The 15,439-nt window shown below is 47.9% G+C and carries 15 protein-coding genes; 5 read left to right on the top strand and 10 right to left on the bottom strand.

Annotation, left to right across the window (positions count from 1 at the left end; all coding sequences use genetic code 11):
• Positions 1–81 precede the first annotated feature (81 nt).
• Positions 82–1,119, top strand: coding sequence for a proline racemase family protein (locus tag B5E64_RS11785; RefSeq protein WP_087168696.1), 1,038 nt, complete (start codon positions 82–84; stop codon positions 1,117–1,119).
• 34 nt (positions 1,120–1,153) lie between these two features.
• Positions 1,154–1,741: a TetR/AcrR family transcriptional regulator gene (locus tag B5E64_RS11790; protein WP_087168697.1), complete on the top strand. Its 588-nt coding sequence runs from the start codon at positions 1,154–1,156 to the stop codon at positions 1,739–1,741.
• A 43-nt stretch (positions 1,742–1,784) separates the two neighbouring features.
• On the opposite strand, the gene B5E64_RS11795 is transcribed toward B5E64_RS11790, so the two are convergent.
• The 10 genes from B5E64_RS11795 to yedF all read right to left on the bottom strand — a co-directional run bounded on the left by B5E64_RS11795 (position 1,785) and on the right by yedF (position 12,859).
• Positions 1,785–3,767, bottom strand: coding sequence for a sodium-translocating pyrophosphatase (locus B5E64_RS11795; RefSeq protein ID WP_087168723.1), 1,983 nt, complete (start codon positions 3,765–3,767; stop codon positions 1,785–1,787).
• A gap of 129 nt (positions 3,768–3,896) precedes the next feature.
• On the bottom strand, positions 3,897–4,133 hold the full coding sequence (locus B5E64_RS11800; protein WP_087168698.1) for a DUF3343 domain-containing protein: 237 nt from the start codon (positions 4,131–4,133) through the stop codon (positions 3,897–3,899).
• Positions 4,130–4,357 carry a sulfurtransferase TusA family protein gene (locus B5E64_RS11805; protein ID WP_343284064.1) on the bottom strand — a complete coding sequence of 76 codons (228 nt, stop codon included), beginning with the start codon at positions 4,355–4,357 and terminating at the stop codon, positions 4,130–4,132. Before B5E64_RS11805 ends, B5E64_RS11800 begins: the two co-directional genes overlap by 4 nt.
• 31 nt (positions 4,358–4,388) lie before the next feature.
• On the bottom strand, positions 4,389–5,489 hold the full coding sequence (gene yedE / locus B5E64_RS11810; RefSeq protein WP_087168700.1) for a YedE family putative selenium transporter: 1,101 nt from the start codon (positions 5,487–5,489) through the stop codon (positions 4,389–4,391).
• Between the two features lie 18 nt (positions 5,490–5,507).
• Positions 5,508–6,647, bottom strand: coding sequence for an aminotransferase class V-fold PLP-dependent enzyme (locus B5E64_RS11815; protein WP_087168701.1), 1,140 nt, complete (start codon positions 6,645–6,647; stop codon positions 5,508–5,510).
• A gap of 114 nt (positions 6,648–6,761) precedes the next feature.
• Entirely contained in the window at positions 6,762–7,667 is a 906-nt protein-coding gene (locus B5E64_RS11820; protein ID WP_087168702.1) for a selenium metabolism-associated LysR family transcriptional regulator, read from the bottom strand.
• Positions 7,664–9,580 carry a selenocysteine-specific translation elongation factor gene (selB, locus tag B5E64_RS11825; RefSeq protein ID WP_087168703.1) on the bottom strand — a complete coding sequence of 639 codons (1,917 nt, stop codon included), beginning with the start codon at positions 9,578–9,580 and terminating at the stop codon, positions 7,664–7,666. The genes B5E64_RS11820 and selB overlap by 4 nt, the downstream gene beginning before the upstream one ends.
• A gap of 30 nt (positions 9,581–9,610) precedes the next feature.
• Positions 9,611–11,005 carry an L-seryl-tRNA(Sec) selenium transferase gene (gene selA, locus B5E64_RS11830; protein ID WP_087168724.1) on the bottom strand — a complete coding sequence of 465 codons (1,395 nt, stop codon included), beginning with the start codon at positions 11,003–11,005 and terminating at the stop codon, positions 9,611–9,613.
• A gap of 27 nt (positions 11,006–11,032) precedes the next feature.
• Complete coding sequence (selD, locus tag B5E64_RS11835) at positions 11,033–12,082, bottom strand: selenide, water dikinase SelD (RefSeq protein ID WP_087168704.1); 1,050 nt, start codon at positions 12,080–12,082, stop codon at positions 11,033–11,035.
• 168 nt (positions 12,083–12,250) lie between these two features.
• On the bottom strand, positions 12,251–12,859 hold the full coding sequence (gene yedF, locus B5E64_RS11840; protein ID WP_087168705.1) for a sulfurtransferase-like selenium metabolism protein YedF: 609 nt from the start codon (positions 12,857–12,859) through the stop codon (positions 12,251–12,253).
• Positions 12,860–13,112: 253 nt separating this feature from the next.
• On the opposite strand from yedF, the gene B5E64_RS11845 reads away from it, so the two are divergent.
• From B5E64_RS11845 to nagB, 3 genes are read left to right on the top strand one after another with little or no spacing between them, the layout of a single operon-like run.
• Positions 13,113–13,982, top strand: a complete 870-nt coding sequence (locus B5E64_RS11845) for a class I SAM-dependent methyltransferase (protein WP_087168706.1) — start codon at positions 13,113–13,115, stop codon at positions 13,980–13,982.
• Complete coding sequence (locus B5E64_RS11850) at positions 13,982–14,593, top strand: carbohydrate-binding family 9-like protein (protein WP_158099290.1); 612 nt, start codon at positions 13,982–13,984, stop codon at positions 14,591–14,593. Before B5E64_RS11845 ends, B5E64_RS11850 begins: the two co-directional genes overlap by 1 nt.
• A gap of 60 nt (positions 14,594–14,653) precedes the next feature.
• Complete coding sequence (nagB, locus tag B5E64_RS11855) at positions 14,654–15,385, top strand: glucosamine-6-phosphate deaminase (RefSeq protein ID WP_087168708.1); 732 nt, start codon at positions 14,654–14,656, stop codon at positions 15,383–15,385.
• Positions 15,386–15,439 lie beyond the last annotated feature (54 nt).

Consider the following 15,439-nt stretch of genomic DNA (forward strand, 5'->3'; position numbering starts at 1 on the left):
GCGTCCCGCCCGATAGATTTATCGCTTTTATCTATAGGCAATCAAAGTTTATGAAGTATTTTTTCTAAGGAGGATCTGATCATGGAACTGAACCCAAAATTAAATCTTGATAATTTTGAGGCATCTTTTTTAGCTGTGGATACACACACAGTCGGAGAATTTACACGTATTGTAGTTTCCGGTTTCCCGAAACTGGAAGGTAATACCATGATTGAAAGAAAGAACTATCTCGCAGAGCATTACGATCATTTTCGTCAGGCTTTGATGTTTGAACCACGGGGACATCACGACATGTTTGGCGCTGTTGTGACAGAACCGGTCAACCCTGAAGCTGATTTCGGCGTTATTTTCATGGATACCGGAGAGTATCTGAACATGTGCGGACATGGTACAATCGGTACAGTTACAGCCGTAATCGAAACAGGACTGATCGAAGCAAAAGAACCTGAGACAGAAGTCGTTCTTGAGGCTCCGGCCGGATTAATCCGTACAAAGGCTCAGGTAAAAGACGGAAAAGTTGTCAGCGTTACTTTGACAAACGTACCTGCATTCCTTTATAAAGAAAATCTCAAAACAGTCGTAGACGGAAGAGAAATTACTTATGATATTTCCTTCGGCGGAAGTTTCTTTGCCATTATCGATGCAGAACAGCCGTCCCTGAATCTTCACGTAGATTCCAAGACTGTTCCGTTCCTTCAGGATTTTGGAATGAAGCTTCTGGAGAATGTCAACAAAGAAGTAAAAGTAAAACATCCGGAGCTCGACATTACAACTGTAGACCTTGCCGAGTTCTACTGTCATACAGATACACCTGGATGCAGCCGCAGAAATGTTGTAATCTTCGGCGATCATATGGCTGACCGTTCTCCGTGCGGAACAGGTACAAGCGCAAAACTTGCCACACTGTACGCAAAAGGTGAAATCGGTATCGGTGAACCTTTCGTATACGAAAGCTTTATCGGCTCCCAGTTCAAAGGTGTTATTCTCGGTGAAGCAAAAGTAGGCGATTACAATGCTGTTATTCCGCGGATTACAGGATCTGCTTATGTTACAGGTCTTTCCACCTACGTCATTGACCCGGACGATCCGCTGAAATACGGATTCCGCGTAGGTCACTAGACCTCACAGTCATGCAGAAAGGACACAGATTTTTATGCCAAGAAAACGTTCTTCCACGAAAAGCCGTATAGTAAAAGCGGCATGGAATCTTTTTTACAAAAAAGGCTATGACAAAACAACCGTAGAAGATATTATCGCTCTTTCCAAGACATCAAAAGGAACCTTTTACCATTACTTCAAGGGGAAAGAGGCACTGCTGAATTCCATCTCCGATCTGTTTGACTCAAAATATGAAGATCTTCAGTCAAAAATTGATCCGGATCTGTCTGCCTATGATACACTTCTGTATCTGAACAGAGAACTGTTCCATATGATCGAAACGAGCATTGATGTTAATCTTATTGCGTTTTTGTATTCTTCTCAGCTTGTCACAAAAGACCACCGGTCGCTTCTTGACGAGCAGCGTCTGTACTTTACCTGGCTGAGAGAGATCCTGGAACACGCGGTGGAAACCGGAGAGTTTCATCCCGGCTGTACTGTCGATGAACTGCTCAAGATTTACGCCATGTATGAGCGTTCCATGATTTATGACTGGGCATTATGCCGGGGTACATATTCCCTGTCCGAGTACAGCGGTCGTCTTCTGCCCCACGTACTGGATACATTTGTTCATGGTATTTAAAGAGAATCCTGCACTTTTCGTGCAGGATTCTTTTTTTTCTTTTTTACAAAAGACTGCCGACCGAAAGGAACAACGGTGCAAACACCAGCGAAACAATTGTCATCAGTTTGATCAGAATATTAATAGACGGCCCCGAGGTATCTTTGAAAGGATCACCCACGGTATCTCCGACTACTGCCGCTTTGTGCGCCTCACTTCCCTTTCCACCGTGATGTCCGTCCTCAATATATTTTTTTGCGTTATCCCAGGCTCCGCCTGCATTGGACATGAAAATGGCCATCAGGACACCGGTTACAAGCGCTCCTGCCAGAAGACCGCCCAGTGCCCCCGTTCCAAGGATCAGCCCTGTTACTACCGGAGATGCGACCGCCATAATTCCCGGGATCAGCATTTCCTTCAAGGCTGCTGTTGTAGAAATTGCCACACAGGATTTGTAATCAGGTTTTTCTGTACCGTCCATAATCCCCGGCATTGCCTTAAACTGTCTTCTTACTTCTTCGATCATCTGGTATGCTGCTTTCGATACACTCTGCATTGTCATGGACGAGAATAGAAACGGCAGCATTCCTCCAATAAAAAGTCCGATAATAACTCTGTTGTCCAGAATATCAATCTGATCCAGCCTGACTGCCTCAGCGTAGGACACAAACAATGCCAGCGCGGTCAGGGCTGCAGAACCGATGGCAAATCCTTTTCCTATCGCCGCTGTCGTATTTCCAACGGAATCGAGCTTATCCGTAATCTGACGGACCGATTCGTCCAGCCCCGCCATCTCTGCAATACCTCCCGCATTATCCGCGATCGGGCCATAGGCATCCACCGCAACAGTAATAGCCGTTGTAGACAGCATTCCTACTGCGGCCAGCGCAATTCCATAAAGACCGCTGCACTGGTATGCCGCAAAAATACCGACACAGATCAGAAGAACCGGCGCCGCTGTCGATTTCATTCCGACAGCCATACCGCTGATAATCGTTGTCGCCGCTCCTGTCTCTGACTGCTTTCCAATCTCTTTTACCGAATTATAATCTGCTGATGTATAAATTTCTGTGATAATTCCGATCAGCAGGCCCACAGCCAGACCGGAAATCACCGCTCCCGCCATCCTGAGGCTGCCAAAGAACGCAAGGCTGAAGACAAGCGACACAACAACCACCAGTGCGCTTGATACATACGTTCCCATCTTAAGAGCTCTGTGCGGATTCGACTTTTCATCTCCTTTTACAAAGAAGGTCGCAAGAACAGAAGCAATCAGTCCAAGCCCGGAAATCACGAGCGGATATGCGACGCCTGCCGTCTCATGATATACGATTCCAAGTGTCAGAGCCGAAATCAATGCCCCTACATAAGACTCAAAAAGGTCAGCTCCCATTCCGGCCACGTCTCCGACATTATCTCCGACATTGTCCGCGATGACAGCCGGATTTCTCGGATCATCTTCCGGTATTCCGGCCTCTACTTTTCCGACCAGGTCAGCGCCAACATCTGCCGCCTTCGTATAGATACCGCCTCCCACACGGGCAAACAGTGCGATGGAAGATGCTCCGAAGCTGAATCCGGAGAGCACATCAATATTTCCTGTAATCAGATAAATCATGCTGACACCAAGAACCCCGAGACCTGCCACACAAAGCCCCATCACGGCTCCACCGGAAAATGCTATGGAAAGAGCCCGGTTCATACCGGATTTCATTGCCGCATTTGCCGTTCGGACATTTGCCTTTGTCGCCACCTGCATTCCAAAGTAACCGGCAAGTGTCGAAAACAGAGCACCTGCTACAAAACACACGGCCGTTACAAGGCTTCTCGTTCCAATACCGATCAGTACAAACAGCACTACAACAAAGACTATCAGAATCCGGTATTCCGCCATCAGGAAAGCTCCAGCTCCTTCCGCAATGGCTTCGGAAATTTCCCGCATTCTCCTGGTTCCTGCCTCCTGTCTGGAAACCTTAAGCGCCAGATAAACCGCAAACAGAAGTGCCGCTGCAGCAAATACAGGAACTACTTTCAGCATTAATGTCATATCATCTCCTCCTCTCAATTTCATGACTTTGCTGTACTTTCTGCTTTTACAGAACAGCCCGCCCCGCGGAAATTTGTCCCCCAAAAAGCAAAACCGGATTTTCATAATGAAAATCCGGTTTTCTCCTGATTATACCATACATTCGTGAAGCTCTTCGTGTTCAATTCCCACCTGATCCATGATGTCAAGCACCGAATCCCTGTCCGTAAGATCCGCACACCAGGCAAGTCCGCATCCCGCCGAAATCGCCCTTGGTACAGGGATCAGTCTGCCATTCACTTCATATTCTTTACAAGTCTTTTCCATTGCCATAGCATCTGCTGTCGTATGGAATGTCACTACCAGCTTTAATTCTTTCTTTCTCATGATTCAATCACTATTTCAAATTCAGAGCCCTTTTCCGTCACGGTAACCTTCTTGCCTTTATCTTTCGCGAATTTCTCTACATTCGTTCTCTGATGAGGTTCGCTTACAAGTACCTTTACCGGCTCCGTCGTTCCTTTGATCGCCTCTGCTGTCAGCATGATCGGTTCCGGACAGGAAAGTCCTCTTGCATCTACTTCCTTCATTTCATTATCATCCTTTCTCATAGAATAACATACATTTCATTAAAATACCATACTATTTCGCCATTTTCCGCTTATTTGTCAATGCAATTATGAAACATACGACAATACAGATGACAACTGCAATCTGACCTGCTGTGCTGACTCCGCCTGCGGACGCTGCCTTGTCCGCAGTTGCCGCACTTGCTGCCGCGCCTGCCAGTCCAAAGTTATGTGATACAGCAGCGCCGACAAACAGTCCCAGTACCGTGACTGCGGAATCGGAAGATCCCTGTCCTGCCAGAACGAGCTGGCGAAGAGGACATCCACCGGCAAGTACTGCCGCGAATCCTACCGCATACATCCCGAGAATATTCCACAGATGCGCGGAATGTGCGATCGGCTGTCCACTGAATCCGAGGTGGAATCCGCCTGTTGCGATATTATAAATCAGCATAACTGCAAACAGTCCTACGATAACAGAAATCAGATCGAAACTTTTGACAAGAATAATATCACGGATACTTCCCGCAAAACACATTCTGGATTTCTGCGCAAAAGCTCCAAAGATCAAACCACCGATCAGAGAAATCAGAATCGGGGCGTGAAGGGCTCCCGGGCCTGCCCCCGGCTCTGATGCAGCAAGCAGTGTTGTGCATACGCTTAAAATCAGAATTCCCACCATCAGAATCGGAAGTACTGTACCACTTGCGGCATTGGTCTCATGTGCCCGTCCAAGGCTGAATCCTTTCTTCAGGAAAAATGCTCCTGTTGCAACGCCGGCAGCAAATCCGATCAGGGCAACCCATGCATTCAGGTCACCTGCTGACATACGGAGTACCATACGAAGCGGGCAGCCAAGGAATGCAAGAGAACCGATCATAATGATCATTCCAAGGACAAAACGGATCATCGGAGAAGATCCTCCGGTAGACCGGTATTCCTTTGTCGCTAATGAGATCGCAAATGCTCCCAGCACAATTCCTACAATTTCAGGTCTGGCATACTGTACTGCCGCCGCGCTGTGGAATTTCAGAGCTCCTGCAGTGTCCCTGACAAAACATGCGATACAGATCGCCATATTCGCCGGATTTCCTGTTGCCGCCAGAACTGCAGCAACGATACCGCAGACAACGCCGGCAAGCGCCAGTTTTTTCTTTGAGTCAGATAAATTCATTCTCTTTCCTCCTGTTCCTTATTCTTCTTTCGCGAGTTCTTCTACTGCACGGATGGCAGTCTGAATCTCTTCCTCAGTATTGAAATGGGAGAAGCTGAAGCGTACGGATCCCTGTTCTACCGTACCGAGCGCTTCATGCATCAAAGGCGCGCAGTGTCCGCCCGGTCTCGTGGAAATGTCGTACGTCATCAGAAGTTCGTCGCTGACTTCCGCGGAATCATAATCCCCGATATTCAGTGTAACGATCGGGCATCTCTCTTCCGTCTCGAAATCACCGTAGATTTTCACGCCGGGAATATCTTTTACCCCCTCGTAAAACATCCGCATCCACTTCTGCTCGGTTCTGCGGATTGTATCAATCCCAACACGTTCGATGTAGCCGAGTGCCGCATTCAGTCCTGCGATTCCATGCCCGTTGAGTGTGCCTGCCTCCAGTGCCGTCGGCATTTCAGACGGATGATGATGATTGTATGTCTGTACTCCGCTTCCTCCCATCTTCAGCGGACGAATCTTCAGTCCTTCTCTCACATAAAGCCCGCCGGTTCCCTGCGGGCCCAGGAGTCCTTTGTGTCCTGTAAAGCAGAGTACATCCACATGCATGGCTTTGACATCAATCGGGAAAACCCCCGCCGTCTGGGATGCATCCACAATATAGAGAACACCATGGTCATGTGCCATCTTTCCGATCCTTCCAATATCAACCAGATTTCCCGTCAGATTGGATCCGTGTGTCGTCACGATGGCCTTTGTCTCTGGACGGATTGCCTGCTCGATCTCTTCATAACAGATCCTGCCCTTGTCATCACTCTTTACAAAAGTCACTTCCACTCCTTTTTCCTGAAGATCATAGATCGGCCTGAGGACAGAATTATGCTCCAGTACAGTCGTAATTACATGATCTCCAGGATCTATCAATCCCCGAATTGCCGTATTCAGGCTTTCGGTAGAATTGGATGTAAACGCGATCTGCTTCGGATCCTCCGCACCAAAGAGCTTTGCCAGGCGCTCTCTTGCTTCATAAATGATCCGCGCCGCCCCCAGAGATGCTGTATTGGCACCTCGCCCTGCATTTCCAAGGGAACCCATTGCATTTACAACCGCATCGATCACTTCCTGCGGCTTATGCATCGTAGTCGCCGCATTATCAAGATAAATCATAGTCTCTCCCTCCCATTACCTCTAGTATATCTTTTTTATCAAATCCAGTCTAATTTAAAAACCCTATGAAAATTGCCAATTTATAGAAACATTCTATAAATTGGCAATCTGTAATTACTTGTGAATTTGATACATTTCTTTCACTACTTTAATAAACCGCTCAGCGGATTTTGAAAGGTGAAAGTTTTTATTGTAAACGACATTCAGGTCCCGGCCTTCTCCTTCACCCGGCACCTTGCGGCAAAGCACCTTTCCTGTTCTGACTTCTTCTTCCGCTGCCAGTCTGGAGATAATGGAAATTCCCATTCCGTTCATGACGGAACGTTTAATTGCCTCCTGGCTCTCCATACTTGCGACTACGGTAAGCTGATCCACATCGATCCCGTAGCGTTTCAGCTGTTTTTCCGCTTCCTTTCGTGTCCCGGATCCTTCCTCCCTCATGATATAGGATTCTGATTTCAGCCAGTCCAGATTTTCCTGCTCCATAAGCGCCTGATACTTTTCCGTATTCGGCATAATGATAATCAGTTCATCCTTATAGAAAGGAATATATTTGCAGAACTTCCTCTCGAGAACAGTTCCGGAAAACCCGATATCAGCCGCTCCCCCGGAGATCAGTTCGATCACTTTGGAACTGTCCGTCTCAATGACCTTAAACTGCTCTTTCGGATATTTCTCAATGAACCTTGCCAAAATCCCCGGCAGAATATACTGCGCCGGAATTGTGGATGCCGCAATTGTGATCTTTCTGACATCCGACTGTCTCTCTCCGCAGAAACATGCCTCAATCTGCTCTTCCAGATCAATCATCTGTTTTGCGTAGCTGTAGAGAACGGTTCCATCCTCGGACAGACTCACCTCTTTTGTATTTCTGATAAACAGCCTTGCATCCAGCTCCTTTTCCAACGAGGCAATATGTGCGCTGATCGTCGGCTGTGTCAGATACAGCTCCCTTGCCGCTTTGGAAAAGCTCTTCTTATCTGCAACACATACGAATGCCTCCAACTGTTTTAAATTCATAAATATGCAACCCTTTCGCTCTCTGCTCCTGTTTTCTTAGTCACTTTCTGGCTGTCCATATATTCCAGGATCGGCTTGGCGCTCTTCCGGCTTGTTCCAAACATATCCCGCACCTCAGCAATCGTAATCAAACCGTCCTTCTGAAGTTTCTCAATAATCTTTGCTTTTGCTTTCTCCATATAGGACGCCAGTGTATACATTTCATCGTTGATCTTTACGACAGTTCCGTCGGAAATCAGCACCTGAAGCACATCTTCCTTCACTCCGTCCGGGAGCTTCGGAAATACGATCTCTGAAAAACGGACAAAATCATACCCCGCTTTCTCAAAGGTCTCAAGAATCGTCCGGGATGCTTTCTCAAATACCGCATCTTTTGGTATCTCATAAGCCGGGGCATGGAGGTACTCTCCGCTGCGTCCGATCTTTCCCTCATTTATCAGCATTTCAATATACATGTCAAATACATTTGGCTTGACCTGCTTCATAAAGCGCATATGCACTTCTGCCTTCGGCATACCCGGCCGGTACGGATGAACCTTATGGAATCCTTCCAGCTCTTTTAAAATGGACTCTGTCATGCTCTCCTGCGAACTTCTGTGCCATACATAGGTATCTTTCTTCATAGGGAACACATGAATCTGTCCTGCCGCCTGCAGCTCTTTTACATCTTCCTCCACTTCCTCCGGTGCAAGCGCAGTGATCTTGGCCAGTTCCGCAACTGTCACCATAGTCTTGTCATGCTGGCGGATATGAAGCTCGATCACATCAGCAGAGGAGCCGGACTCTTTTTTCTTCAGTTCCTCAATCACATCCGGCTGGAATCTCTTCTTCCATTTCGGATTCGGCTCCAGAATCACGCCGCCCCCGATGGTCTCCATTGGAGAATAGAAGCGCACAACAAACCGGTCGCCTCTTCGCACGGCGATCTCCTCCTCCAGACGCAGCTGCACAAAGCCGCTCTCGCCCGGTCCGATCTCCTCTTTATCAAGCAGGACGGCACGGCATAGAACTTCGCTTGTCCCTGTAAACAGGTGAAGTCTTGCATTATTGGTAAGGATCCTCATGGAAGATGGAAGGACATTGAGCCTTACGTCCAGAAGATCTGTATTTTTCATATTTTTCGGCGGCGCAAGAACGCAGCCCCTCTTGATCTCAGACTTTTTGATGTTGGAGAGATTGATGGCCACACGCTGTCCTGCATAGCAGACATCCACATTTTCGCCGTGGACCTGGATATTCCGGATTTTACATTCTTTTCCGATCGGATACATGCAAAGGGTATCCTCTTTCCGGATTGTCCCCGCAAGCAGGGTTCCGGTAATGATTGTCCCGAATCCGGATATGGTAAACGCACGGTCAATCGGAAGTCTCGGAATCGTATGAATATCTTTTTCTGTCACTTCATTTTCCGTCATCCGCTGGATCGTATCGATAAGATCAGACAGCCCCTCTCCTGTAGCAGCGGATACCTTTACAATCGGTGCATTCTCAAGGAATGTGCCATGCAGTTCCTCACGCACTTCCTCCTCGACAAGCTCCATCCACTCTTCATCCACAAGATCGCATTTGTTGAGGACAATGATACTCTTCTCAATACCAAGCTCGCCAAGAATGTCCATATGTTCTCTTGTCTGCGGCATGATTCCCTCATCCGCCGCGATTACAAGCATGACCAGATCCATCCCTACCACGCCTGCAACCATATTGTTAATAAAACGCTCATGTCCCGGCACGTCGATAATCCCTGCCCGGTCGCCGTTTGGAAGGTCGAAATAGGTAAATCCAAGATCGATCGTGATCCCTCTTCTCTGCTCTTCTTCCCATCGGTCTGTATTTCTTCCTGTCAGCGCCTTGATCAGCGTCGTCTTTCCATGGTCAATATGACCGGCTGTTCCTATGATAATGTGTTTCATGTTATTTCATTCCCACTGTCTCTATCGTAATTATAATATCTGCTTTAACTCGTCTGCCGCAAGCTTCATCCGGTCTTCCTCGATGGTCCTCACATCCATCAGAATCGTATCGTTGACCGTCCTTGGGATGATCGGAACCTCCAGATGGCGCATTGCCGTCTCAAGCTCCGGAACACTCATCGTTTCCGGGCGGATGCCGACAGCCATACTCGGAATCCTCTCAAGCGGAAGAGATCCCCCTCCGATCTGGGATTCACACTTCTGAAGAGTGATAGCCGCCTTAAGTCCTTTTCTTTCCAGCATCCGTTTAAATCGTCTTGCAGACTTTTCCACCTCTTCGGCAGATTTTGTAATCATGCGAAGAACCGGAATCTTGTTTACCGCGTTTTCTTCGCTTAAATATTCCTGTAATACCAGCTCCAGCGCCGTCGCCGTAAACTTGTCGATACGGAGGGCTCTTGTCAGCTGGTTCTTCTTCATTTTATCAATGTATTTTTTCTTTCCGACGATAATTCCCGCCTGCGGTCCTCCAAGAAGCTTGTCCCCGCTGAAGCAGACTACATCCGCTCCCTTCCGGATGGAATCCTGTACCGTTGGCTCATAAGTCAGTCCGTATTTACTCAGATCGATGAGCACACCGCTTCCAAGATCTTCGATAATCGGAAGATCGTACTCTTGTCCTAACGGGATCAGATCATCGATGCCTACAGACTCGGTAAATCCGACAATCCGGTAATTACTTGTGTGAACCTTCAGAAAAGCTTTCGTCTCCTCTGTGACAGCATCCGCGTAATCAGAATAGTGAGTCTTATTCGTCGTTCCCACTTCCACAAGTCTGGCTCCGCTTTGCTCCATCACGTCCGGAATCCTGAATTTCCCGCCGATTTCCACAAGTTCTCCTCTGGATACGACAACCTCTCCTCCTTTTGCCATGGAACTTAAAATCAGCATAACGGCAGAAGCATTATTATTGACTGCCATGGCAGCCTCCGCTCCCGTAATCTTGCAGAGAAGCTTCTCAAAGTGAGAGTACCGCTCCCCACGTCTGCCGGCCTCCAGATCATACTCCAGATTGGAGTATCCGCATGCTACTTCCGCAAGCCTTGCCATATGCTCCCTGCTGATCGGGGCACGTCCCAGATTGGTGTGGAGAATCGTACCTGTCGCATTGATCACCGGGCGCATATCCGGCGTATGCATCTTCTCCACCCGCCGGATAATATCCGGAATCAGATTGTCAATTCCGCGGCGGATCGTCTCCTCTTCGTCGCATGTCCGGATCAGTCCGCGCACATACTCTGTCTGCTCCCTGATAGCATCCATCACCGTGTCTCGTTCATAAATCGAAGCTGCGTTTTGGATTCTTTCATCTTCCAGCAGTATATCCACCTTCGGAATACTGCGGTAAAAAATATTTTTGTCCATTTTCGTCTCTTTTCCATTCTCCGGCATCTATACAAGCCGGATGAATGTGTTGTCCTCCTGATCTTTTTCCGATACTTCACCTATCATGGCCACCCTGGTATCCAGTCCCTTTTTCTCAAAATCTTCCATGACAGCATCTGCCTGCTCCGGCGCAACGCTGATCAGAAGCCCTCCGGATGTCTGCGGATCATAAAGGAGATCCACGTAGTGTTCCGGCGTACTGCCGATATCCACATACTGTCCGGAATGTCCTCTGTTTTTGTACGCCCCTGCCGGAATCAGTCCCATCTTTGCATACTCAACCGCATCCGCAAAATACGGGATCTTTCTCACATCCAGATTCAGGCACACTCCGCTTGCAGTTGCCATCTCGGCCCCGTGTCCAAGAAGCCCGAATCCTGTCACGTCCGTGCAGGCGGATACGTCATACTTCTCCACAACCTCTTTCGCTTTCTTGTTGAGAGAAGACATGACAGTCTCCGCCTCCTTGATCGCTCTTTCAGAAGCCATCTCCGCTTTGATCGCCGTATTGACGATACCGTTTCCAATCTGCTTTGTCAGAATAAGCTTATCTCCCGGCCTGCAGCCGTAATTTTTAAAAATCTTCTTCGGATGAACGAATCCGGAAACACAGAGTCCGTATTTCGGTTCATCATCCTGAATGGTGTGTCCGCCCACCAGCACGGCGCCTGCTTCCATCACCTTGTCCGCTCCGCCTTTTAAGATTTCTCCTAAAATGGACGGATCCAGACAGTTCGGGAATCCGACGATGTTAAGCGCCACCTTCGGCTCTCCTCCCATGGCCCACACATCGCTTAACGAATTGGCTGCCGCAATCTGGCCGAACATATATGGATCATCTACGATCGGAGTGAAGAAATCAACCGTCTGGATCATGGCGATGTCATCTGTCACCTTGTAGATCGCAGCATCATCCGCTGTCTCGATTCCGACGATCAGGTTGTCATCATGGAATTTCGGTAGCTTACCCAGAACCTGGGCAAGGGTCTCAGGACCTATCTTGGCGGCTCACCCCGCCGTCTTTGTCATTTGTGTCAATTTCACATCCTGAATCATCTTTTTCTTCTTCTCCTTTCGCATGTACTTATAGAAAAAACTTATAACTTTTTTATTATATCATAAACCGAAACAAGATCAACCAAAAATCTACGTTTCCCGTCAAAAAAATATCAGGATCAGCACAGTCTGATGCCGATCCTGATGTATACTTCCATACTGTTGTCTTTATGGTCTGATCACTTTTGATGCCTGTTCCATCGTCTCTACAATGCTGTACATATTTGTTACTGTTCCGACAGCCAGCTTCTCTTTCAGTCCATAGTAATCAAGACATGTTCCGCACGTCATGATCTCAACGCCCTGTGCCTCCAGATTCTTCAGATCTTCCAGAGAGTCGGACTCCTCTGTCGTCAGTGTCGCGCCTCCATTATAAAAGAGCATGGTCTTTGGCAGCTCCTCAAGCTGTGTCACCGCAAAGAGGAAACTTTTCATCAGGACTTTCCCCAGCTCCTCGTTTCCGCTTCCCATCTTGTCCGAAGATACGACAACGATCGTATTTCCTCTCTTGTCCGGTGTGCAGGAAACCTCTTCTTCAGCCTCTTCTGCTGCCGGTGCACCTTCCATCTCAATCAGGATGCGGTATTCTTTCTCCGCTTTCTTTTCGGATGTTACTTTTCCGCCTGAGGACTGAGCCATCTTTGTCACATTCTGAACAGCGATTTCGTTATCTACCAGTACTTCGATTGTATCCGGTCCTGTCAGCTCCTTCATTGCTTTCTTTGTTTTAATTACAGGAATCGGACAATTATCTCCGATTGCGTTTACTTTGATCATTTCTTGTTCCACCTTTCCTGTTTAGTTCCATATCTACCGATTATTTTAACACTAAGCAAATAGCCGGTAAACGGATTTACTTATCGGTTTTTCGTATATCAATCATTTGCTTTTTCTATAGGTTCGGCTCAAAAAGGGTGTTTTTCATTGAGCTTTTATTCCTTTACTGCTATAATAAACAGGATTATGGAGGATTCACAAAACGGAATCACACCGTCACGATAAATATCAGATATAGAAAGGATTGTTAATCATGTGGATTGCAGATGGTTGGAAAGATTATGAAGTCATAGACTGTTCCGGCGGGGAAAAGCTGGAACGCTGGGGTGATTACATCCTGGTCCGCCCGGACCCGCAGGTAATCTGGAATACTGAAAAGACAAACCGCGGGTGGTATCATCCAAACGCACATTATCACAGAAGTAAAAAAGGCGGCGGAGAATGGGAATTCTTCAGCCTTCCGAAGCAATGGCAGATCCATTACCGGGATCTGACCTTTAATCTGAAGCCTTTCAGCTTTAAACATACGGGACTCTTCCCTGAACAGGCGGCAAACTGGGACTGGTTTTCTGAAAAAATCCGTTCCGCCGGACGCCCGGTCAAGGTGTTGAACCTGTTTGCCTACACCGGAGGAGCCACTCTTGCGGCTGCCGCTGCCGGAGCGCACGTCACTCACGTGGACGCTTCCAAAGGCATGGTCACATGGGCAAAGGAAAATGCTGCTTCTTCCGGCCTTTCGGACGCGCCGATCCGCTGGCTTGTGGACGACTGTATGAAATTTGTCGAAAGAGAAATCCGCAGAGGAAATCATTATGATGCCATCATCATGGATCCGCCTTCCTACGGTCGCGGACCAAAAGGCGAGATCTGGAAGATCGAGGATGCCATTCATCCTCTGATCCAGAAGTGTACACAGATTCTGTCCGACAAGCCGCTGTTTTTCCTTGTAAACTCTTACACAACCGGCCTCGCTCCTGCAGTTCTGACCTATATGCTCGGCACGGAGTTGAAACAGTTCCACGGTCATGTGGACTCTCAGGAAATCGGTCTTCCGGTTTCTTCAAACGGTCTTGTACTTCCATGCGGGGCAAGCGGCCGTTGGGAAAGCGGGGTTTCGGCATAATGAAAATTCAGATCCTCTCCTTCCCGGAACAGTTATCTTCAGAGGGCACCTCATTTGAGGTGTCCCATTTACTCTGGGGGACGAAATTTGCTCCTCCCGTTACAGGCCGGATCGGATATGTGCCCGGTGACGGATTCTACGTGGAAATGACCTGTTTTGAGACAGATCCGCTCCGCCGTCAGACCGGTTTTCAGGTTCCTGTTTACCTGGACAGTGCCATGGAAGCGTTTTTTCACTTCCCGTTTTCCGGAAAGCGAAGCCGGAAACTCTCTCCGTATATCAATCTGGAATTCAACGCAAACGGCGCTCTCCTTGCCCAGTACGGATTTGCCCGTACCGGCCGTACCCTGTTTTCGGAAGCAGAATGCCGTGCGCTGTCACACCATGTCCGTCTGATGCCGGACTGCTGGAAACTGACCTTCCATCTTCCGCTTTCCCTTTTGGAACAGATTTACGGAATCACAAAATCCGGTCTTCCCGATACCTTTTCCTGCAACTTTTATAAGATTTCGGAAGATCCGTCCATCGAGCATTACGCTGCATTTTCGCCCATCCTGTCAGACGCTCCGGATTTTCACAGACCGGAATTTTTTGAAAAAGCCACGTTTTGAAAGTACTTTCTCTTTTTATGTGTTATACTGTAACTATCAAACAAAAGGGAGATTTTAGTCATGAGATTCTACGTGGAAAAAGATTACGATGCTCTGAGTCAGAGAGCTGCCAACATCATCGCAGCACAGGTTATTTCAAAACCGGACTGTGTACTTGGTCTGGCTACAGGTTCTTCTCCGGTCGGAACCTACAAAAACCTTGTTGCCAAATACGAGAATGGTGACCTTGATTTTTCACAGGTGAAGACAGCCAATCTGGATGAGTACAAGGGACTTCCAAAAGATAATGATCAGAGCTACTATTATTTCATGCATGATCATCTGTTTGATCATGTAAATATCGATCCGGCAAACACCAACATCCCGGACGGCACATGCGAAGACAGCGAAGCAGAATGTGCGCACTACGAAGAAGTCGTTGCTTCTCTCGGCGGTGTGGATCTTCAGCTTCTCGGAATCGGACACAATGGTCATATCGGATTCAACGAACCGGGCAGTGAATTCCCGAAAGCAACACATTGTGTTGACCTTCAGCCAAGTACGATTGAAGCAAATAAACGTTTCTTTGCTTCCGCTGATGATGTTCCGAAACAGGCTTACAGCATGGGAATCGGAACCATTATGCGCGCAAAGAAAATTCTCCTTATTGTAAGCGGAGAAGATAAAGCTGAAGCGGTCGCAAAATCATTCTTTGGGCCTGTTACACCGGAAGTACCTGCATCAATCCTGCAGTTCCATCCGGACGTAACCGTTGTAGCTGATGAGGCTGCTTTTTCCAAAGTTCCTCGTTAACATGTAATCAGGAATGCCGGGAGGAAGGATTCTTTCCCGGCATCCTTTTCTTTC

The organism is Drancourtella sp. An12 (genome assembly GCF_002160935.1).
Classification (GTDB): domain Bacteria; phylum Bacillota; class Clostridia; order Lachnospirales; family Lachnospiraceae; genus Sellimonas; species Sellimonas catena.